Consider the following 20,657-nt stretch of genomic DNA (forward strand, 5'->3'; position numbering starts at 1 on the left):
GGTCAGCCAGTAAAGATCGCTCATGACACCGCTCCGTTTTCCGAGCCGTGAATCACGCAGCGCGTTGGAAATCAATGCATCCTGACCCTAGTGTTTAGGCCCTCATAGGCCGCAACTTTTTCACCAAAAGCATGCAGAGTTTGAGAAAAGGCAGTCACATATGCGCCTAGATGGGTAACGCTCTCAACTCGGTTTACGAACAAAATTTCGTCCCCGATTGTCTTCCAAATTTTAGGCAAATTCGCTTTCTCTTCCGGTCCTATACCTTCAATATCACCGCAAACTTTTGCAAAGTGCTCAGAATACAAATTTGGAAATTGATCGTAGAAAAGCTGGAACGCCTTGAGCCAACGGAAACTATTGTTTTTTGACTTAAAAGCTGTGGATCCAGTCAGATCAACAGACAAAAATATGCGAACCCGATAGTCGGGAACAGATAGTTCTTCCATCAATTTTCTCGATTAAGAAATCTTAAGGTTATCCGCTCGAATTTTTGCGGCATGCAGACTGACCCCGCATACTAACGCAGCATTTGAAGCTCCGCCTTCGCGATATGCCGCGGCAAACTCTTCCGAAGGCATTAAGAACGCGGCAGCAAACCAGTTTGCCTCCCATTCAGCCCTTTGCTGGTCTTGGTCACTTTGATCCACATAACGAGTTGCACGCATAACCGCGTTTTCGTCGACTTTCTTTATTGCACCAAAATGCAGCAGAAGGTGACCCAGCTCGTGCGCAATCGTAAAGCGATCTCGCTTCAAAGAAGTATGGCGGGAGACATATATCTCAAAATCATTGACTGCGCGCGCGACGATCGAACCACTGTCTTCATCGCCAAACCCACTTGTGCCAACGACAAGCTTGCCGCCACTTTTCTGAACAAGCTCCTCAATGCTATCCCCGGGGCCGAATCCAATCTTTTTGGCCAAGTCCTCAGCATATTTTTCGACACCAGCTTTGGAAGCACCCAGTGCCTTGGGAGCGTGAAAATTATCTTTCAAAATACCCTCCATTTGCAAACGTTAGACATTTGCAGAGCAATTTTAGCACGTAAAACAGAGCCGAAACAAGTTAATATAGCATTATATTGTCCTGCGTCACTTTATCCACCCAACATGATGTGCCTGTATGTAATTTAGGTCGCACAACTTTCAAAAAAACCCTGCTTTCGCGAGGGCCATTACCTCTTTCCAAAGACGGGTTCGATCAGAGACCGGCGGACACGTCGATGGAGTTGCCCTTTTCCAGGGTCACATAGGATTTCTTGACGTCTTTCCGACGGCCCAGCTGGCCACGGAACCCCTCACCCATAAAGCGCGCGGGCCTCGGCAAAGGACAGCAGACGGCGGCTTTGCTCATCCCACAAATGCAGCCGCGCGTTGGCGAGGCTTTCGCGGATGGTCATCCGGTTGCTGTTGGCCAGTTCATCATGGTCGCGCAGCACTTCGGTCAGGCGATAGAACGGAATGCGGCTGTAGAGGTGATGCACGTGGTGGATACCGATATTGGCGGTGAACCACTGCAACACGGACGGCAATATATAATGGGAGCTTCCGTGCAGCGCCGCTTCGTGCAACTGCCAGTCTTCATCGGCGTCCCAATGCGTGTCCTCGAACTGGTGTTGCACATAGAACAGCCATACCCCGGCGGTGGCGGCAATCAGGGTCGAGGGCAGGAAGATCAGTACCATCGGCATCAGCCCGCCAAAATAGTAGATGGCCACAAGCGCAACCAGAATGGCAAGATTGGTGGCCATCGCGCTGACCCAGAACCGGACGCTGTCGGTCAGACCCAGTGGAAGGCGGTTCTGAAACAGGAACAGATAACCGGGGCCAAAGACAAACAGGGTGATCGGGTTTCGATACACACGATACCAGAACCGGTTCATCGGGGTTTTCGCCTGATATTCGGCCACGGTCAGGGTGTGGATATCGCCCATCCCGCGTTTGCCCAGATTGCCGGAACTGTTGTGATGTGTGGAATGCGTGCGGCGCCAGACATCATAAGGTGTCAGCGTCAGAACTCCGATCGAGCGTCCAACCCAGTCACTGACCGTCCGGTTCTTGAAGAACGCGCCGTGCCCGCAATCATGCTGGATGGCAAACAGGCGCAACAGAAAGGCCGCGTTGAGAACGGAAATCGCAAAAGCCAGCCAATAGCTGACCGACAGCGACATCCAGGACAAAGCCCAGAGCGCGAAGAAGGGGATGACACTGACGCCCAGCTCAAACGCGCTGCGCAGCTGGTCGGGTTCGCGATATTTGGCAAGCGTTGTTACCCAGTCACGTGCAGCGGTAGTCTCCGGCTGTTTCCGGGTCGAGAGAGTGGTTTCAGTCATGCGCCTGCCAAGTTCTTGTTTGTGGCAATCCGGATAGACTACCGCCCGGTCATGGCAAGCGATAATTGCCAAAATCGCCATATTTCGTGCTCGATTTTCGGTCAGACCCCGGTGAAGGTGTCCTTTTGGGTTCACCCGCGGGGCCGGTCCCGGGGCTTTTGCCGGTCATGACAAGCGGCTGGCGATCTACAGTCTTGCCAAGCCCTGCCATCGGGCCTATACGCCTGCGGTGGCTTTTTGGCCGCGAGAATCAAAACCAAGAAATGCCGTGTTTGGCCCATCACGCTTCGGGGGTCATATCCGGCTTAGGAGAAGCGAAATGAAACTGAACGAATTGCGCGACAATCCTGGCGCCGCCCCAAAACGCACCCGCGTTGGCCGTGGTCCGGGTTCCGGCAAAGGTAAAATGGGTGGCCGTGGTATCAAAGGCCAGAAATCCCGCTCGGGTGTGGCCATCAATGGCTATGAAGGCGGTCAGATGCCCTTGTACCAGCGTCTGCCCAAGCGTGGCTTCAACAAGCCAAACCGCAAGGAATTCGCCGTCATCAACCTGGGCCTGATCCAGAAATTCGTCGAAGCCGGCAAGCTGGACGCCAAGGCTGCGATCACCGAAGACGCTCTGGTTGCGTCCGGTCTGGTCCGCCGCAAGCTGGACGGTATCCGCGTTCTGGCCAAAGGCGAGATCAGCGCCAAGGTTGATCTGGAAGTGACCGGTGCGTCGAAAGCTGCTGTCGAGGCAGTTGAAAAAGCGGGCGGTTCACTGAAAGTCACAAAAGCCGCTGCGGCAGAGTAAGCGCTTGTGAGCGGGCAAAGACCCGCTTACATAGACTTCAGAGTTTTCCAAGACGCCGTCCGAGCCGGAAAACGGTTCCGGGCGGCGTTTGCATAAGAGAGACCGACTTTATGGTATCAGCAGCAGAACAAATGGCAGCCAACACAAGCTGGGCTGCCCTTGGCAAGGCCACCGATCTGCGCAACCGCATCCTGTTCACGCTGGGTTTGCTGATCGTCTATCGTCTGGGCACCTTCATTCCGGTGCCGGGGATCGACGGAGCAGCATTGCGCGAGTTCATGGAACAGGCGGGGCAGGGCATCGGCGGCATGGTTTCGATGTTTACGGGCGGGGCGCTTGGCCGAATGGGCATCTTTGCCCTTGGCATCATGCCCTATATCTCGGCCTCGATCATCGTGCAGCTGCTGACGTCGATGGTTCCCGCGCTCGAACAGCTCAAGAAAGAGGGCGAGCAGGGCCGCAAGAAGATCAACCAATACACCCGTTTCGGCACCGTGGCGCTGGCCACCGTCCAGGCCTATGGTCTGGCCGTTTCGCTGGAATCGGGCGATCTGGCGACCGATCCGGGGCTGTATTTCCGCATGTCGACCATGATCACACTGGTCGGCGGCACCATGTTCCTGATGTGGCTGGGTGAGCAGATCACCGCACGCGGCATCGGCAACGGTATCTCTCTGATCATTTTCGTCGGCATCATCGCCGAGGTCCCCGCCGCCTTGGCGCAGTTCTTCGCGTCGGGCCGTTCGGGCGCAATCAGCCCCGCCGTGATCGTTGGCGTGATCGTGATGGTGATTGCCGTCATCATGTTCGTGGTCTTCATGGAACGGGCGCTGCGAAAGATCCATATTCAGTACCCGCGCCGTCAGGCCGGGATGAAAATCTACGAAGGCGGCTCCAGCCACCTGCCGGTCAAGGTTAACCCCGCGGGCGTGATCCCGGCGATCTTTGCCAGCTCGCTGCTGCTGCTGCCGGTGACGATCTCGACCTTCTCGTCGGGCGCGGCAAATGGGCCGATCATGTCGTGGCTGCTGGCCAATTTCGGCCCCGGACAGCCGCTGTATCTGCTGTTCTTCGCGTCGATGATCGTGTTCTTTGCATATTTCTACACGTTCAACGTGTCGTTCAAACCGGATGATGTGGCGGACAACCTGAAAAAGCAGAACGGGTTCGTGCCCGGTATCCGTCCGGGCAAGAAAACCGCCGAGTATCTGGAATACGTGGTCAACCGCGTGCTGGTTCTGGGGTCGGCCTATCTGGCACTGGTCTGCCTGCTGCCCGAGATTCTGCGCAACCAGTTTGCCATCCCGTTCTATTTCGGCGGCACCTCGGTTCTGATTATCGTCTCCGTGACCATGGATACGATCCAGCAGGTTCAGAGCCATCTTCTGGCGCATCAATACGAAGGGCTTATCGAAAAGTCTCAACTGCGCGGCAAAAGCAAGAAACGCGGCAGGAAGGGACCCTCTCGTCGATGAATATCATTCTGTTGGGCCCCCCGGGGGCTGGGAAAGGAACGCAGGCCCGTCACCTGGTGGAAACACGCGGCATGGTGCAGCTCAGCACGGGCGACATGCTGCGCGAAGCCAAGACCTCGGGCACCGAGATGGGCCGGAAGGTTGCGGCGATCATGGATGCGGGCAAGCTGGTCACCGACGAAATCGTGATCGGCCTGATCGAAGAGAAACTGACCACCGAAACAGGGGCCGGTTTCATCTTTGACGGCTTTCCCCGCACGCTGGCGCAGGCCGATGCTCTGGCCGCTTTGCTGGCCAAGCTGGGCCAGTCGCTGCACACCGTGATCGAGATGCGCGTTGATGACGACGCGCTGGTGGGTCGGATCACCGCACGCTCAACCTGTGGCGGATGTGGTGAAGTCTATAACGACAACACCAAGCCAATTCCGGCGGATGGCAAATGCACCAATTGCGGCAAGGAAAATGACTTCCAGCGCCGCGCCGATGACAACGAAGACAGCCTGCGCACGCGCCTGATGGAATACTACAAGAAGACGTCTCCGCTGATTGGCTATTACTACGCCAAGGGCGATCTGCGTCCGGTGAATGGGCTGGCGGATATCAAGGAAGTCACCGCGTCGATCGAGGCGATACTGGGTTGACCGAAAGTTGGGGCTTGACGGCCCCACCAAAAGCCCATATCGACCCCCATCCCTAAAGGGAATCAAGACCGCATGCGGGATTCGTCCCAATTGCCCCGACCACCTCGAATAATACTGGACCCTCTGGCGTCACTGCCACGGTAAAGTGTTGTGAAAAAAGGTTCCGGAGTTACGGAACCGCAACAAAAAGGAAAGTGACACGTGGCACGTATTGCCGGCGTAAACATCCCGACTGCAAAGCGGGTTCCAATCGCCCTTACATATATCACCGGTATCGGCAACACCTCGGCCAACGCGATCTGCGAAGCCGTGGGCATTGAAGCGCACCGCCGCGTCAATGAACTGTCGGATGCCGAAGTTCTGGCCATCCGCGAACATATCGACGCCAACTACACCGTCGAAGGTGACCTGCGTCGCGAAGTTCAGATGAACGTCAAGCGTCTGATGGACCTGGGCTGCTATCGCGGTCTGCGTCACCGCCGCAACCTGCCGGTTCGCGGTCAGCGTACCCACACCAACGCTCGTACCCGCAAAGGCCCCGCAAAGGCCATTGCCGGTAAGAAGAAATAAGGGAGGGTCTGACTGATGGCACGCGATAAGACTCGCATCAAGCGCAAAGAGCGCAAGAACATCGCATCGGGCGTTGCCCATGTGAACTCGACCTTCAACAACACCAAGATCCTGATCTCGGACGTACAGGGCAACGCCATCTCGTGGTCGTCTGCCGGTACCATGGGCTTCAAGGGATCGCGGAAATCTACCCCGTATGCCGCGCAGATGGCTGCGGAAGACGCAGGCAAGAAAGCGCAGGAACATGGCGTCAAGACGCTGGAAGTCGAAGTTCAAGGCCCCGGTTCGGGTCGTGAGTCGGCTCTGCGCGCACTGGCTGCCGTGGGCTTCAACATCACGTCGATCCGTGACGTGACCCCTATTGCTCACAACGGCTGCCGTCCGCCGAAGCGTCGTCGCGTCTAAGCGATCTGAAATTAAGCTGGGGCTGTGTTTTTACACGGCCCCAGCACGTCATTTTGAACCTCGGGCGTCTGCACCTTGTTGGTCATGGGGCGCGGGCAGGAATGGAGGGATTACATGATCCACAAGAATTGGGCAGAATTGATCAAGCCGACCCAGCTGGAAGCCAAGCCGGGCAACGACCCTGCGCGTCAGGCGACCCTGGTTGCCGAACCGCTGGAGCGTGGTTTTGGTCTGACCCTGGGCAACGCCCTGCGTCGCGTCCTGATGAGCTCGCTGCAAGGCGCGGCCATCACCAGCGTCCAGATCGACAACGTCCTGCACGAGTTCTCCTCGGTTGCGGGCGTGCGCGAAGACGTCACCGACATCATCCTGAACCTCAAGCAGGTTGCCCTGCGCATGGAAGTCGAAGGCCCCAAGCGCCTGTCGATCAATGCCAAAGGTCCGGCAATCGTTACCGCAGGTGACATCAGCGAAAGCGCAGGTATCGAGGTTCTGAACCGCGATCACGTCATCTGTCACCTGGACGACGGCGCCGACCTGTTCATGGAGCTGACCGTCAACACCGGTAAGGGTTACGTTTCGGCTGAAAAGAACAAGCCGGAAGATGCGCCCATCGGCCTGATCCCGATCGACGCGATCTATTCGCCGGTCAAGAAAGTTGCCTATGACGTGCAGCCGACCCGCGAAGGTCAGGTTCTGGACTATGACAAGCTGACCCTGAAGATCGATACCGACGGTTCGATCACTCCCGATGACGCACTGGCCTACGCCGCGCGCATCCTGCAGGATCAGCTTTCGATCTTCGTCAACTTCGACGAGCCGGAATCGGCAAACCGTCAGGACGAAGACGATGGTCTGGAGTTCAACCCGCTGCTGCTGAAGAAAGTGGACGAGCTGGAGCTGTCGGTCCGTTCGGCAAACTGCCTGAAGAACGACAACATCGTCTATATCGGCGACCTGATCCAGAAGACCGAAGCCGAGATGCTGCGCACCCCGAACTTCGGCCGCAAGTCGCTGAACGAGATCAAGGAAGTGCTGTCCGGCATGGGTCTGCACCTCGGCATGGATGTCGAGGATTGGCCGCCCGACAACATCGAAGATCTGGCAAAGAAATTCGAAGACGCATTCTAAGCATCTTCGGCTGCGGCGGCGGGTCCAACCTGCCGTCGCAGGTTTTGTACATTTCGGACCAATGGGGTCTGAAAGCCGGTACAAAACGTACAATCCGGGCAATCCCGCCCCAAGGTGAGCCTCTGACACGCATCGGAGGCCGGACAAAGCAAAACGCGAAAGAAGGAATTGAAAAATGCGTCACGCACGTGGTTACCGCCGCCTGAACCGTACTCATGAGCACCGCAAGGCTCTGTTTGCAAACATGGCTGGCTCGCTCATCGAACATGAGCAGATCAAGACAACTCTGCCAAAGGCAAAAGAACTGCGCCCGATCATCGAAAAGCTGATCACCCTGGGCAAGCGCGGCGACCTGCACGCCCGCCGTCAGGCCGCAGCACAGCTGAAAGAAGACAAAGACGTCGCCAAGCTGTTCGAAGTTCTGGGCCCCCGCTATGCTGAGCGTCAGGGCGGTTATGTCCGCATCCTGAAAGCCGGATTCCGCTATGGTGACATGGCTCCGATGGCGATCATCGAATTCGTCGATCGCGACATCGATGCCAAAGGCGCCGCGGACAAAGCCCGCGCTGCCGCCGAAGAGGCCGCAGCCGAAGAATAAGCACGACGGTCATCGACCTGATGCGCCTGCCCGAGCAATCGGGCGGGCTTTTTTGTGCCTCAGCCAACCAATTGCCTTCATTCGATTTGCGCCATAAGTTCAGGCTGTTATGGCAAGTGAACCCACAGCAGGATACTCGGGCAAACCGCTCTGGGCGAAACTGGGATTCAAACCCGGATACATGGTCCGTACGCTCAACGCCCCTGCCCATTATGCAAACCTGACAGCGGGTGCCGACGGTGTTCTGTTCGACCCCGTAGCCGATCTCGCGGATGCGGTTCACATGTTCCTGAACCACCCGGACCAGATCGCCGAAATGGCGGCTGAGCAGATTGCCCACATACGGCCCGGAGGAATGCTGTGGGTCTCCTGGGCCAAAAAATCTTCGCCACTGCACGCAGGTGTGACCGAGGATATGCTGCGCGGTGAAATCCTGCCGCTGGGCTGGGTCGACGTGCAGGTTTGCGCGGTTGACGCCGATTGGTCCGGGCTCAAGTTCCTGCGCCGCCGAAGCTGAGCGGGCGGCTTGCATTTATCGCCTTTGCCCCGCATATCCCAAGGATGATCTAATCCGGAGCCCCCATGATCCGCGCATCCATTATTTCTCTTATGCTTGTCATGGCCCCGCCAGCATTTGCCGAAACCCGCGTCCCGCAATCACAGTCCGAAATCTCTCTGGGCTTTGCTCCGGTGGTCAAAAAGGCCTCGCCTGCGGTGGTGAATATCTACGCCAAGATCGTGCGGCAGGGGCGGGCCAGCCCGTTTTATTCGGACCCGTTCTTTCGGGATTTCTTCGGCGGCAGCCTGGGAACGCCGCAGCCGCGGGTTCAGAACTCGCTGGGCTCCGGGGTCATCCTGTCTGAAGATGGCTACGTTGTTTCCAACTACCATGTTGTAGGCTCGGCGACCGAGATCAGGGTCGTGACAACCGATCGGCGCGAGTTTTCTGCCACGGTCGTACTGGGGCACGAAGAAAGCGATATTGCGATCCTGCTTCTGGAAGAGGCGCAAGATCTGCCCTACCTGACCCTGCGCGATTCCGATCAGGTCGAGGTTGGCGAACTGGCCCTTGCCATCGGCAACCCATTCGGGGTGGGGCAGACGGTGTCCTCTGGCATCATCTCGGGCTTGGCGCGTACAGGTACGGCGACGGGCAATGCGCGCGGGTATTTCATTCAGACAGATGCAGCGATCAATCCGGGGAATTCCGGCGGTGCGCTGATTGATATGAACGGGGACCTGATCGGGATCAACACGTCTATTCTGACACGCTCGGGCGGGTCGAATGGCATCGGTTTTGCCATCCCCGCAAATCTTGTGGCCGAGTTCCTGAAACAGGCACAGCAGGGCAATGACAGTTTTGTCAGCCCTTGGGCAGGCATGACCGGTCAGCATATGAGCGCGGATATTGCTGAATCCCTTGGTCTTGCCATCCCACTGGGTGTTGTCATCTCGGACCTGCATGACCTTAGCCCGCTGCGCGAGGCGGGGCTTAAGGTGGGGGATGTCGTGACCCATGTGGACGGGGACGAAGTGAACTCACCTGCCGAGATGAAGTTTCGCATGTCTGTCGCAGGGGTTGGGGGAACATCGGTTCTGACACGGCTGCGTGGCACCCAGAGCGAAGAGGTTGAGGTGGCACTGATCAAAGCGCCCGAAGTCCCGGCGGCTGAAGAGACGACATTGGATGAAGACACTGTCCTGCCGGGGCTGGTGGTGTCCCGCGTCAACCCTGCGGTGATCTCTGATATGGGCTTGCCACTGTCCCAGACAGGTGTCGTTGTTGTTGATCCCGGTCCCTATGGTGGACGCGCGGGTTTGCGATCGGGGGATATTCTTGAAAGCATCAATTCCAATGACATCGAACGTCCTGGGGATGTAGAGAATGCGCTGACAGATCCGGGTCGTCGTGTGCAGATGGGTCTTCTGCGCGGTGGCCGGTCAGTCTCATTGCGGTTCCGGCTGTAACCCGTGAGCGATCTGTTCGATACCGGGCCAACGGAACCCACCGCTGCGCCACACCGTCCCCTGGCGGACCGGTTGCGCCCGCAGACTCTTGCCGAGGTCATCGGTCAGGAACAGGTTCTTGGCCCGAATGCGCCGCTGGGGGTCATGCTGGCGTCGGGCAGTCTGTCCAGCCTGATCTTCTGGGGGCCGCCCGGTGTCGGAAAGACGACGATCGCACGGTTGCTGGCGCAGGAAACCGATCTGCATTTCGTTCAGATCAGTGCGATTTTCACCGGTGTACCGGATTTGAAGAAGGTTTTCGAAGCGGCCAAGATCAGGCGTCAGAATGGGCAGGGGACCTTGCTGTTCGTGGACGAGATTCACCGCTTCAACAAGGCACAGCAGGACGGTTTTCTGCCGCATATGGAGGACGGCACGATCCTTCTTGTCGGGGCAACGACCGAGAACCCGTCCTTTGAGCTGAACGCTGCTGTTCTCAGCCGGTCGCAGGTTCTGGTGCTGGAACGGCTTGGCCTTTCCGATCTTGAACGCCTGACCCAGCGTGCCGAAAAAGAGCTGGGCCGCGCGTTGCCGTTGACACCCGCAGCCCGCGATGCGTTGCAGGAAATGGCCGATGGGGACGGACGGGCGTTGTTGAACCTGATCGAACAGGTTTCGGCTTGGAAGGTTGATGCACCGTTGGACACGGACGCGCTGTCGACGCGTCTGATGCGGCGGGCGGCGAAATATGACAAGTCGGGCGATGAACATTACAACCTGATTTCAGCCCTGCACAAATCGGTACGCGGGTCCGACCCGGACGCGGCGCTGTACTGGTTCGCGCGAATGCTGACAGGGGGCGAAGACCCGCGCTATCTGGCGCGTCGGATCACACGGATGGCGGTCGAGGATATCGGTCTGGCCGACCCGCAGGCGCAGGCCATATGCCTGCAATCCTGGGAAACGTATGAGCGGCTCGGCTCCCCCGAAGGTGAGCTGGCGCTGGCGCAGGCGCTGGTCTATCTGGCCCTGGCCCCGAAATCCAACGGCGCCTATGTCGGCTATAAGGCAGCGATGCGGCTGGCCAAGCAATCGGGAAGCGAGCCACCGCCCAAACATATCCTGAATGCCCCCACATCACTGATGAAGGATCAGGGATATGGTGCCGGCTACGCGTATGACCATGACGCCGAAGACGGGTTTTCCGGTCAGAACTATTTCCCCGAAACGATGAAACGCCCGGTTCTGTATCAACCGGTCGAACGCGGGTTCGAGCGTGAGCTGAAAAAGCGCCTCGATTACTTCGCCAAGCTTCGGACTCAGCGCAACAGCTAGGCTGGCTGGGAATGCACTGATCGTGCCGAGAAGTGGCGGGCGGCGCTGAGCCCCCTCGAACGCCAAAGGTTCCTGTCTGATACCTTGACTCTTGCCGCGTTGCGCGCGAGAGACCCCCATGATTTCTGGGATACGGACAAAGACGCAATCCGGGCGGATCACCCGCGCGGCGCAAGGGGCAATGGCATGAGTGGCGTACAGATGATTACAGTCGCTGAAGGGGACGGCGATCAGCGTGTGGACCGCTGGTTGCGCCGCCTGTTCCCGCATGTCAGCCAGGGCCGCATCGAAAAGATGTGCCGCAAGGGGGAACTGCGCGTGGATGGCAGCCGGGCCAAGGCCTCGACCCGATTGGAGGTCGGGCAGGTGGTTCGTGTGCCGCCGTTGCCGGGGCCAGATCACAAACCGGTTGAGGTCAAGCATCGTATCTCGGATGCGGATGCCAAGATGATCCAGTCCTGCGTGATCTACCGTGATGATCACATTCTGGCCCTGAACAAGCCGCAGGGCCTGCCGGTTCAGGGCGGCAGCGGGCAGACCCGGCATGTCGACAGCCTGTCCGAGGCGTTGCGGTTTGGGTATGACGAAAACCCGCGTCTGGTTCACCGCCTGGACAAGGACACGTCAGGTGTTCTGCTGCTGGCCCGCACGCGCGAAGCCGCAAAGGGGCTGACAGCCGCTTTCCGTCACCGCGATACACGCAAGATTTACTGGGCGCTGGTTGCAGGTGTTCCCACGCCATATCTGGGTGAAATCAAGACGGGTCTTGTGAAAGCAGCTGGTCATGGCGCGCACGGCGAGGGTGAAAAGATGATCCCCGTCCATATGAACGAGATCGACAGCACCCCCGGTGCGAAACGGGCACATACACATTATGCGACCCTCTACCGCGTGGCCGGGCGCGCCGCTTGGGTGGCGATGGAGCCGATCACAGGCCGCACCCACCAACTGCGCGCGCATATGGCAGCGATCGGGCATCCGATCATCGGCGACGGCAAATACGGTGGCTCGGGGCAGGAAAACCTGGGTGATGGCTGGGGCGCGCAACTGGGTGGGATCATCAGCAAAAAGCTGCATCTGCACGCGCGGCGACTGTCATTCCTGCATCCGACAACGCGCAAACCTGTGACCGTGACAGCGCCCTTGCCGGAACATATGAAACACAGCTGGGACACCTTCGGCTGGACCGAGGATCTGGCCGCCGACGACCCGTTTGAGGCGCTGCAATGAGCGCACCCCTGCGGCTGGTTCTGTTTGATGTAGATGGTACTCTGGTCGACAGTCAGGGCAGTATCGTTCACGCCATGACCACCAGCTTTCAGGCCGCTTCGATCCCTGTACCGACGCGAGAGGTGATCCTGTCCATCGTCGGGCTGTCCCTGCCACATGCTATCGCACGGTTAGTGCCGGACCAACCTTCCTCGGTCCAGAACGATCTCGTTGAAGGGTATAAGGAAGCCTATCACGCGCATCGTGTGGATATGGGCGCGGCCAGCTCTCCGCTCTATCCCGGTGCGAGAGAGGCGATTGAAGCCTTGCACGCCGTGCCCGAAGTGCTTCTTGGGGTGGCAACCGGCAAATCCCAGCGCGGGCTTGATGCGTTGATCGAAGTGCATGGGCTTGAGCCCTACTTCGTCACCCGGCAGGTTGCCGACCACCATCCGTCGAAACCGCATCCATCCATGGTGCAGACCGCGTTGGCCGAGACCGGTGTCGAACCCGACTGCGCGGTGATGGTCGGCGATACAAGCTATGACATGGACATGGCTGCCGCTGCCGGAGTGCGCGGCATCGGCGTGGCATGGGGGTACCATGATCGGTCTGCTTTGACCTCGGCCACTTGCGTGATTGAGACCTTTGACCAGTTGCCCAATGCGCTGGCCGGGATATGGAACTGAAACATGAGCGACTGGAAACCGAAACGCTTCTGGAAAGAAAGCCGGATCACCGAGGTCGACGGCGGGTTTACGGTTGAACTGGATGGCCGCCGCGTCAAGACCCCTGCCAAAGCGGCGTTGATCCTGCCGACCCGCGCCATGGCCGAAGCGGTTGCGGCAGAATGGGATGCCCAGCAGAAAGAGGTAGATCCGTCGACAATGCCATGCACCCGTTCGGCGAATGCGGCAATCGACAAGGTTCGGTTCCAGTACGGGGAAGTTGCCGATATGCTTGCGGATTACGGCGATTCTGATCTGCTGTGCTATCGGGCGACACATCCAACAGAGTTGCAGGAACGTCAAAGCGCCGAATGGGACCCGGCACTCGACTGGGCCGAGGCTGCGCTGTCTGCTCGCTTGCAGCCGGTTATCGGTGTGCTGCACAAGCCGCAATCTGCCGCTGCCCTGTCGGCGCTGCGTGCTCGCGTCCATGCGCTGGATGCGTTTCAACTGGCGGCGTTCCACGATCTGGTCAGCTTGTCGGGGTCATTGATTCTCGGGTTTGCGGCGGCCATGGATTGGCGCGAACCAGCCGAAATTTGGCGCATTTCGCGGCTGGACGAAACCTGGCAGGTCGAACAATGGGGTCACGATGACGAGGCCCATGTGGTCGCCGAAACGAAGAAAGCCGCGTTTCTGCATGCTAAACGCTTCTTTGATATGTCGGTTTGATCCTTATTATCCGATTTTTGGCCAAATGTTCAAATTGGTTGGGGTCTGATCCGTCGTTTTCGATGATCCGACCCTTGACGTTTGTTTATGAATACGCCCAAACTCAGTGCCACTAAAGGGGAGACACCTTTGGAGTAACCTATCCGGCATCCACTTGCCGGGCAGAGCCGCCTCTGATGGGGCGGGAAATCAGGAAGAGGTAAAAATGAAAAAATCCGTAATCTTGGGCGCGGCAACGATTGCCGGTCTTGCTGCTGGCGCTGCCGTGGCAGGGACCGTTGACGACGTTAAAGCGCGCGGCAAGCTGAACTGTGGCGTGACCACCGGTCTGGTTGGCTTTGCTGCTCCCGATGCCAATGGCGAATGGCAGGGCTTTGACGTATCGCTGTGCCGCGCCGTTGCTGCTGCTGTTCTGGGCGACGCAAGCGCGGTAGAATTCGTTCCGACCACCGGTAAGACACGTTTTACCGCTCTGGCCTCGGGCGAGATCGACATGCTGGCGCGTAACACCACCTGGACTTTCAGCCGCGACGTCGACCTGAAGTTCGAATTCACCGGTGTGAACTATTATGACGGTCAGGGCTTTATGGTTCCCAAGGCACTGGGCGTAAGCTCGGCCAAGGAACTGGACGGCGCAACCGTTTGCATCCAGACCGGCACCACAACCGAGCTGAACCTGGCGGATTTCTTCCGTTCGAACAACATCAGCTACGAACCGGTTCCGATCGAAACCAACGCCGAAGCACAGCAGCAGTATCTGGCTGGCGCATGTGACGTTTACACCACCGACGCTTCGGGTCTGGCGGCAACCCGCGCCACATTCGAAAACCCCGGTGATCACATCCTGCTGCCCGAAATCATCTCGAAAGAGCCGCTGGGCCCGCTGGTCCGTCACGGCGACCACGAGTGGGGCGACGTTGTGCGCTGGACTCTGAACGCGCTGATCTCGGCTGAAGAGCTGGGCGTAACCTCGGCCAATATCGATGAACTGGCCGCTGGCACCGAAAACCCTGAAATCAACCGCCTGCTGGGTACCGAAGGCACCCTGGGCGAGATGCTGGGTCTGAACGCTGACTGGGCAGCCAAGGCGATCAAAGCCGGCGGCAACTATGGCGAAGTGTTTGCCAAGAACATCGGTGAAGAAACTCCGATCGGTCTGGCACGTGGCCTAAACGCACAGTGGACCGAAGGTGGCCTGCTGTACTCGCCGCCGTTCCGCTAATATCGACGGAAAAGGGCGCAGGGAAACCTGCGCCCTTTTTCACTAAAACTTACGCGAACGGACGTAGAGCGGGGACAACCTCGCCACAAAAACAAAGTCCGCTAGCCACGGGGATTCCAAAATATGTCGACTATGACTGACCCGCCGAAAGCTGATTTTCGGCTGTCGATGCTCATAAACGATACCCGCTACAGATCGCTGACCTTTCAGGTGATTGCGGCAATCGTTATTGCGCTTAGCATCTGGTATCTGGGCAACAACCTGATCCAGAACCTCAGGGCCGCTGGCCTTAACATTTCCTATTCATTCCTTGGCGATCCGTCTGGGTACGATATCAACCAACGCCTCATTGAATATGACAGCCAGGCCTCTCATGGGCGGGCGGCGATTGTGGGTATTCTTAATACGCTGCTGGTCGCCTTTCTGGCTTGCATAACCGCGACCATCTTTGGTGTTCTCGCGGGGGTTCTGCGCTTGTCCAACAACTGGCTAATCTCAAAGCTGATGGCGTTTTATGTCGAGATCTTCCGGAATATTCCGGTTCTGATCTGGATCCTTATCATCTTCTTCATCATCACCGCTACGATGCCCGCACCAAGGGCATATTTGGGTGAGGATGCCGATCGTGAAATGGTGCTCGGACTCTTTGCCTTCACCAACCGGGGAATTTACGTACCGCTTCCCTACTTTACAGGTGGTTTTGGCGGCGTTGCGAACTGGTTGCTTGTAATTGCAGTATTGGTCGCGTCCTATTTCTCTACGCGGTTAGTGAAAAAAAACGCCCAGATCAAGCAAGAGGAAACAGGCGTCAGACCGAACACCTTGCTGTTGAACGCTGCGATTTGGTTCTTGCCGGTTATCGTTGTTCTGTTTTTGTTGGGACTGTCATGGGACCTGCCTGATCCTTTGGCCAACCGTTTTAATCTGCGCGGGGGTCTTCAAATCGGTGCACCACTAATCGCATTGTGGTTCGCCCTGTCGATTTACACCGGTGCCTTCATTGCCGAAAACGTACGTGCGGGTATTCAAGCGATCAACAAAGGTCAGACCGAGGCTGCCGCGGCGCTGGGTCTTCGCCCTGGACGGATCATGAACCTCGTGGTCCTGCCGCAGGCGTTGCGGGTGATTATCCCGCCACTGATCTCGCAGTACCTGAACATCACCAAAAACTCGTCGCTGGCGATTGCCGTGGGCTATGCGGATATCACCGCAACGCTGGGTGGTATCACGCTTAACCAGACAGGTCGTGCAATCGAATGTGTTTTGCTGCTGATGCTGTTCTACCTGACAGCCTCGCTGCTGATTTCGACGGTGATGAACATCTACAACGCATCCGTCAAGTTGAAGGAGCGCTGAGCCATGAGTGATCAAACGACGAATTCGATCGCCTTCGTGGCCGAAGGCACAATCCCCCCCTCACCGCCCCCGGCAAACGAGGTCGGTGTGGCCAAGTGGATGCGCGAGAACTTGTTCTCGGGTGTGGCCAACACGATCCTGACGGTGATCTCGCTGATCCTGATCTACCTCATTTTGAATAACACGCTACCGTGGATTCTGAATGGAGTTTGGAATGCGAACTCGCTGGCGGAATGCCGCGAAATTCTGGCAGGAAAGACTGGTGCCTGTTTCGCCGTCCTGACCGAACGTTGGCCGCAACTGATCTACGGCTTCAAGTACCCGGCCGAAGAATACTGGCGCCCGAATCTGGCCTTTGTGCTGATGCTGGTGGCATTTGCGCCGGTGCTGTTCTTCGACCTGCCGCGCAAGATGCTTATCTTCACAGCGCTCTACCCGTTCATTGCGTTCTGGCTGATCTGGGGTGGTACCATTCTAGTTCCGTTTGCGGCTCTGCTGGGTTGCGTGGCCGGTGGTGCCGTGTTCCAGAAATTCGGCAAGAACAGCTTTGCGGCAGGTTTCTTTGGCGCCATCATCGTCGCGCTTGTCGTCTGGAAGATCGGTGGGGCGCTGATCCCTGAAGGGGCGTCAGAGAATGCAATGCTCTCCGCCGTTCCCAGCCGTGATCTGGGTGGCTTCATGCTGAACATGATGCTGGGAGTCACCTGTGTGTCGCTGTCAGTTCCGCTTGGCATCGCCCTTGCGCTGGGCCGTCAGTCCGACATGCCGCTGATCAAGTGGGTTAGCGTCATCTTCATCGAATTCATCCGTGGCGTGCCTCTGATCACGCTGCTGTTCGTGGCTTCGGTGATGCTGTCGTACTTCTTCCCACCTGAAAGCACAGTTGATCTGTTCCTGCGCGTTGTGATCATGATCACAATGTTCTCGGCCGCCTATATCGCCGAGGTGATCCGCGGCGGTTTGGCAGCGCTTCCACGTGGACAGTATGAGGCAGCAGACAGCCTTGGTCTGGATTACCCTCAGGCGATGCGTCTGATCATCCTGCCGCAGGCTCTGAAGATCTCGATCCCTGGTATCGTGAATGTGGCCGTTGGCCTGTTCAAGGACACCACACTGGTTTCGGTCATTTCGATGTTCGATCTGGTGGGTATGATCAGGGGACCCATCCTGGCGTCGACCGAGTGGAACGGCGTCTATTGGGAGCTTCTGGGCTTTGCCGCGCTTCTGTTCTTCGTCGTCTGCTACGGCATCTCTCAATATTCTCAGTGGCTCGAGCGTCGCCTTGCCACGGATCATCGTTAAGGAGTTCAACACATGTCTGAACTTGCAATTGACCGCGAAATCGACCGTTCCAAAATGCAGGTGAGCGACGAGGTTGCCATCGAAATCACCAACATGAACAAGTGGTACGGGTCCTTTCACGTGCTGCGCGACATCAATCTGACCGTCAACCAAGGCGAGCGGATTGTTATCGCGGGCCCGTCCGGGTCAGGGAAATCCACCCTAATCCGCTGCCTGAACGCGCTGGAGGAACACCAGCAGGGCACGATCATCGTGGATGGGACCGAGCTGTCGAATGACCTCAAGAACATCGACAAGATCCGGTCCGAGGTTGGCATGGTGTTCCAGCACTTCAACCTGTTCCCGCACCTGACCATTCTGGAGAACTGCACGCTGGCCCCGATCTGGGTGCGCAAGACGCCCAAGAAAGAGGCCGAAGAGCGCGCGATGCATTTCCTTGAAAAGGTGAAAATCCCCGAGCAGGCCGACAAGTATCCTGGTCAGCTTTCGGGTGGTCAGCAGCAGCGTGTGGCAATTGCCCGCTCGCTGTGCATGATGCCGCGGATCATGTTGTTCGATGAACCGACATCGGCGTTGGACCCCGAGATGATCAAAGAGGTGCTCGACACCATGATCGAGCTGGCCGAAGAAGGCATGACGATGCTGTGCGTGACGCACGAGATGGGCTTTGCCCGTCAGGTTGCCAACCGTGTGATCTTTATGGATGCGGGCCAGATCGTGGAACAGAACGAACCGGAAGAGTTCTTCAATAATCCGCAAAGCGAGCGGACCAAACTGTTCCTCAGCCAGATTCTGGGACACTGAACGGCTCAAGATGGTGGAAAGGCGGGGTTTTGCCCCGCCTTTTTCTATTCCAGCAACTCTCGCGCGGTGGTGAAGCCCAGCACGGTGCCCATATGCCATCGCACGTCCGACCAGCTGTCGGCGTTGAATGTCATCACAGTGGTTGCACAAGTCGGATAATCGAAAAAGCGCATGTGATCCGGCGACTGTCGCACAAGTTGGCTGGCGAACTCGGCGATGCCGGGGTTATGGCCCAGCATCAATATTACGGGTTCCGTAGCGCCTGCCAATTCACGCAACATGTCTTCTGCGTCGGCGTGGTAGAGCGCTTTGTGAAAGCGGACCTTATCGGCCTTTAACCCCATTCCATCCCATGTCTCGCGGGTGCGGTTAGACGTCGAGCTGAGCACTTCATCCGGCATCCAGCCGTTTTCGCGCAGCCATGCACCAATGGCCGGGGCCGACCTGCGCCCGCGCTTGTTCAGGGGGCGTTCATGATCGGCAAGTCCTGGGTTATCCCAGCTGGATTTTGCGTGTCGCGTCAGGATCAGGGTGCGGGTCATGACGGATGAAAAGCCTTCATATGATGGGTTGATTGTTCGGGGTTGCGCCCTGCGCCCACGCTGAGCGGGCAGGCGAGACGGGCCAGACAGCCGCCTGTCATGCAGTTTTGACCCTCAGCGGTATCAAGATGGTCGTGGCAGGCCGCAAGGTCATAGAAGTTTTGCGCGTTCAGCGCGCCGACAGGGCAAGCTGTCGTGCACGGGGCGGCGCAGGTGTCACAGGGGGAAACGCCGGGCGCCTTAGGGATGGTAAGCTCATGGGCGAAATGCAGTGCGCCGCGATATGAGATCATCATGCCGACCGTGTCATGTACCAAGGCCCCCACCGGGCTGCTGAAGGTGCGTCCCGATTTCAGGGCCCAGTCGATGAAAGGCGCATAGGGTGGATCACCAAAGGGGAAATAGGCCTGTGCACCGAACGCATGTGCCATCTGGCCGACGACTCTGGTTGACCAGCGGTCTACTGGATCAGGCCCCCGCCATTCGAGCGAGGCTTTCAGAGCAGGCCAGAAATCAGAACCCGCGCCCAGCAAGATCAGCGTGCCTGTGTCGAGTTGCCGGGCTGCCACGCGATGGGGATGCAGCGCGCCCATGACAATCAACCCCGCCTGACGCGCCGCGTGTTCAACGCGGCCATAAGTTCCCGCATCCGGGCCAGAGGAAGGTCGCGCGAGATCTGTCATCTTCCCTCGGCTGTTGCAGTGATCAGTCTGGCCGTATCAGAGACCCGGCGCCATGTTCTGTGAACAGTTCAAGCAGAACCGCATTTGGCGCACGCCCGTCAAGTATCACGACGGCCCGAACGCCGCTGCGCAGGGCGTCCAGGGCAGTTTCGGTCTTGGGGATCATGCCGCCTGCGATGGTGCCTTCGCGGGTCATCTCGCGGATCTGGCCGGCTTTCAGCTCGGTCACCACTTCACCAGCCGCGTTCTTGACGCCCGAGACATCAGTCAGCAGCAGAAGGCGGTCAGCTTTCAATGCCGAGGCAATCGCCCCGGCTGCCGTATCGCCGTTCACGTTGAACGTTTCACCCTCACGGCCCGCACCCAGCGGGGCGATTACCGGGATCACATCATGTGAGAACAGATCATGCAGGATTTTCGGGTTCATCTCGGCAGGGGTGCCGACATAACCCAGCGACGCATCCGTCTGGTCGCAGATCATCAGGTTTGCATCCTTGCCCGACAAACCCACGGCCGAACCGCCCTGACCATTGATCGCCTGAACGATGCGCTTGTTCACCAGGCCAGACAGAACCATCTCGACAACTTCGACGGTTGCCGTGTCAGTCACGCGCTTGCCGTTCACAAAGTCGGACTGGATATTCAGCTTGTCCAGCATCGCGTTGATCATCGGACCACCGCCATGCACAACGACGGGGTTCACGCCGACCTGACGCATCAAGACGACATCGCGCGCAAAGCTCTCCATCGCCTCGTCACTGCCCATGGCGTGCCCGCCCAGCTTGATGACGACGATGGCTCCATCATAGCGCTGCAGATAGGGCAATGCGCTGTTCAGGGTTGCTGCGGTGGCGATCCAGTCCCGGTTCATGTCACGTGTCTTCATTGCTAAGGTCCCTCTGACCGTCC

The 20,657-nt window shown here is 58.0% G+C and carries 23 protein-coding genes and 1 pseudogene; 17 read left to right on the forward strand and 7 right to left on the reverse strand.

Annotation, left to right across the window (positions count from 1 at the left end):
• Nucleotides 1-71: 71 nt before the first annotated feature.
• From ACR0ID_RS17330 to ACR0ID_RS17345, 4 genes and pseudogenes are all read right to left on the reverse strand, one after another.
• Nucleotides 72-449, reverse strand: coding sequence for a hypothetical protein (locus ACR0ID_RS17330; RefSeq protein WP_480607374.1), 378 nt, complete (start codon nt 447-449; stop codon nt 72-74).
• A 12-nt stretch (nt 450-461) separates the two neighbouring features.
• A complete protein-coding gene (locus ACR0ID_RS17335; protein WP_480508521.1) occupies nt 462-998 on the reverse strand; it encodes an ImmA/IrrE family metallo-endopeptidase in 537 nt (178 codons plus the stop codon).
• Between the two features lie 205 nt (nt 999-1,203).
• Nucleotides 1,204-1,296: pseudogene (locus tag ACR0ID_RS17340) on the reverse strand (50S ribosomal protein L23); the annotation flags it as partial.
• Nucleotides 1,297-1,300: 4 nt separating this feature from the next.
• Nucleotides 1,301-2,335: a fatty acid desaturase gene (locus tag ACR0ID_RS17345; RefSeq protein WP_480607377.1), complete on the reverse strand. Its 1,035-nt coding sequence runs from the start codon at nt 2,333-2,335 to the stop codon at nt 1,301-1,303.
• Nucleotides 2,336-2,654: 319 nt separating this feature from the next.
• Between ACR0ID_RS17345 and rplO the strand changes: the two genes are divergently transcribed.
• The 17 genes from rplO to ACR0ID_RS17430 all read left to right on the forward strand — a co-directional run bounded on the left by rplO (nt 2,655) and on the right by ACR0ID_RS17430 (nt 18,523).
• A complete protein-coding gene (gene rplO, locus ACR0ID_RS17350) occupies nt 2,655-3,128 on the forward strand; it encodes a 50S ribosomal protein L15 (RefSeq protein ID WP_480496037.1) in 474 nt (157 codons plus the stop codon).
• A gap of 110 nt (nt 3,129-3,238) precedes the next feature.
• Nucleotides 3,239-4,603, forward strand: coding sequence for a preprotein translocase subunit SecY (gene secY, locus ACR0ID_RS17355; protein ID WP_480496035.1), 1,365 nt, complete (start codon nt 3,239-3,241; stop codon nt 4,601-4,603).
• Nucleotides 4,600-5,244, forward strand: coding sequence for an adenylate kinase (locus ACR0ID_RS17360; protein WP_267363761.1), 645 nt, complete (start codon nt 4,600-4,602; stop codon nt 5,242-5,244). Before secY ends, ACR0ID_RS17360 begins: the two co-directional genes overlap by 4 nt.
• 201 nt (nt 5,245-5,445) lie before the next feature.
• A complete protein-coding gene (gene rpsM / locus ACR0ID_RS17365; protein WP_209505862.1) occupies nt 5,446-5,814 on the forward strand; it encodes a 30S ribosomal protein S13 in 369 nt (122 codons plus the stop codon).
• Between the two features lie 15 nt (nt 5,815-5,829).
• Nucleotides 5,830-6,219 (forward strand): 30S ribosomal protein S11, encoded by a 390-nt coding sequence (gene rpsK / locus ACR0ID_RS17370; RefSeq protein ID WP_170462414.1) that lies wholly within the window; start codon nt 5,830-5,832, stop codon nt 6,217-6,219.
• A gap of 114 nt (nt 6,220-6,333) precedes the next feature.
• Entirely contained in the window at nt 6,334-7,350 is a 1,017-nt protein-coding gene (locus tag ACR0ID_RS17375) for a DNA-directed RNA polymerase subunit alpha (protein ID WP_480474044.1), read from the forward strand.
• Nucleotides 7,351-7,525: 175 nt separating this feature from the next.
• On the forward strand, nt 7,526-7,948 hold the full coding sequence (gene rplQ, locus ACR0ID_RS17380; protein WP_480474043.1) for a 50S ribosomal protein L17: 423 nt from the start codon (nt 7,526-7,528) through the stop codon (nt 7,946-7,948).
• A 109-nt stretch (nt 7,949-8,057) separates the two neighbouring features.
• A complete protein-coding gene (locus tag ACR0ID_RS17385) occupies nt 8,058-8,465 on the forward strand; it encodes a glycosyltransferase (protein WP_480607379.1) in 408 nt (135 codons plus the stop codon).
• Nucleotides 8,466-8,530: 65 nt separating this feature from the next.
• Nucleotides 8,531-9,916: a trypsin-like peptidase domain-containing protein gene (locus ACR0ID_RS17390; protein ID WP_480607382.1), complete on the forward strand. Its 1,386-nt coding sequence runs from the start codon at nt 8,531-8,533 to the stop codon at nt 9,914-9,916.
• A 3-nt stretch (nt 9,917-9,919) separates the two neighbouring features.
• Nucleotides 9,920-11,230 (forward strand): replication-associated recombination protein A, encoded by a 1,311-nt coding sequence (locus ACR0ID_RS17395; protein WP_480554832.1) that lies wholly within the window; start codon nt 9,920-9,922, stop codon nt 11,228-11,230.
• A gap of 186 nt (nt 11,231-11,416) precedes the next feature.
• A complete protein-coding gene (locus tag ACR0ID_RS17400; protein WP_480607385.1) occupies nt 11,417-12,460 on the forward strand; it encodes an RluA family pseudouridine synthase in 1,044 nt (347 codons plus the stop codon).
• Entirely contained in the window at nt 12,457-13,128 is a 672-nt protein-coding gene (locus tag ACR0ID_RS17405) for an HAD-IA family hydrolase (protein ID WP_480607388.1), read from the forward strand. The genes ACR0ID_RS17400 and ACR0ID_RS17405 overlap by 4 nt, the downstream gene beginning before the upstream one ends.
• A 3-nt stretch (nt 13,129-13,131) precedes the next feature.
• A complete protein-coding gene (locus ACR0ID_RS17410; protein WP_480474037.1) occupies nt 13,132-13,839 on the forward strand; it encodes an ATP12 family chaperone protein in 708 nt (235 codons plus the stop codon).
• Between the two features lie 205 nt (nt 13,840-14,044).
• On the forward strand, nt 14,045-15,061 hold the full coding sequence (locus ACR0ID_RS17415; RefSeq protein ID WP_480474036.1) for an amino acid ABC transporter substrate-binding protein: 1,017 nt from the start codon (nt 14,045-14,047) through the stop codon (nt 15,059-15,061).
• Between the two features lie 123 nt (nt 15,062-15,184).
• The gene (locus tag ACR0ID_RS17420) at nt 15,185-16,417 is read left to right on the forward strand and encodes an amino acid ABC transporter permease (RefSeq protein WP_480607391.1); all 1,233 of its coding nucleotides are present in this window, start codon (nt 15,185-15,187) and stop codon (nt 16,415-16,417) included.
• A gap of 3 nt (nt 16,418-16,420) precedes the next feature.
• Nucleotides 16,421-17,719 carry an amino acid ABC transporter permease gene (locus ACR0ID_RS17425; RefSeq protein WP_480607394.1) on the forward strand — a complete coding sequence of 433 codons (1,299 nt, stop codon included), beginning with the start codon at nt 16,421-16,423 and terminating at the stop codon, nt 17,717-17,719.
• Between the two features lie 12 nt (nt 17,720-17,731).
• Nucleotides 17,732-18,523: an amino acid ABC transporter ATP-binding protein gene (locus ACR0ID_RS17430; RefSeq protein ID WP_480484762.1), complete on the forward strand. Its 792-nt coding sequence runs from the start codon at nt 17,732-17,734 to the stop codon at nt 18,521-18,523.
• 44 nt (nt 18,524-18,567) lie between these two features.
• Here ACR0ID_RS17430 and ACR0ID_RS17435 read toward each other — a convergent pair whose 3' ends face one another.
• From ACR0ID_RS17435 to argB, 3 genes are read right to left on the reverse strand one after another with little or no spacing between them, the layout of a single operon-like run.
• Complete coding sequence (locus ACR0ID_RS17435; RefSeq protein WP_480607397.1) at nt 18,568-19,065, reverse strand: SixA phosphatase family protein; 498 nt, start codon at nt 19,063-19,065, stop codon at nt 18,568-18,570.
• Nucleotides 19,062-19,748, reverse strand: a complete 687-nt coding sequence (locus ACR0ID_RS17440; RefSeq protein ID WP_480607399.1) for a ferredoxin — start codon at nt 19,746-19,748, stop codon at nt 19,062-19,064. The genes ACR0ID_RS17435 and ACR0ID_RS17440 overlap by 4 nt, the downstream gene beginning before the upstream one ends.
• Nucleotides 19,749-19,770: 22 nt before the next feature.
• Nucleotides 19,771-20,634, reverse strand: coding sequence for an acetylglutamate kinase (gene argB / locus ACR0ID_RS17445; RefSeq protein ID WP_480474030.1), 864 nt, complete (start codon nt 20,632-20,634; stop codon nt 19,771-19,773).
• Nucleotides 20,635-20,657: the final 23 nt, after the last annotated feature.

The sequence above is a fragment of the Ruegeria sp. AL2 genome, from assembly GCF_056540845.1.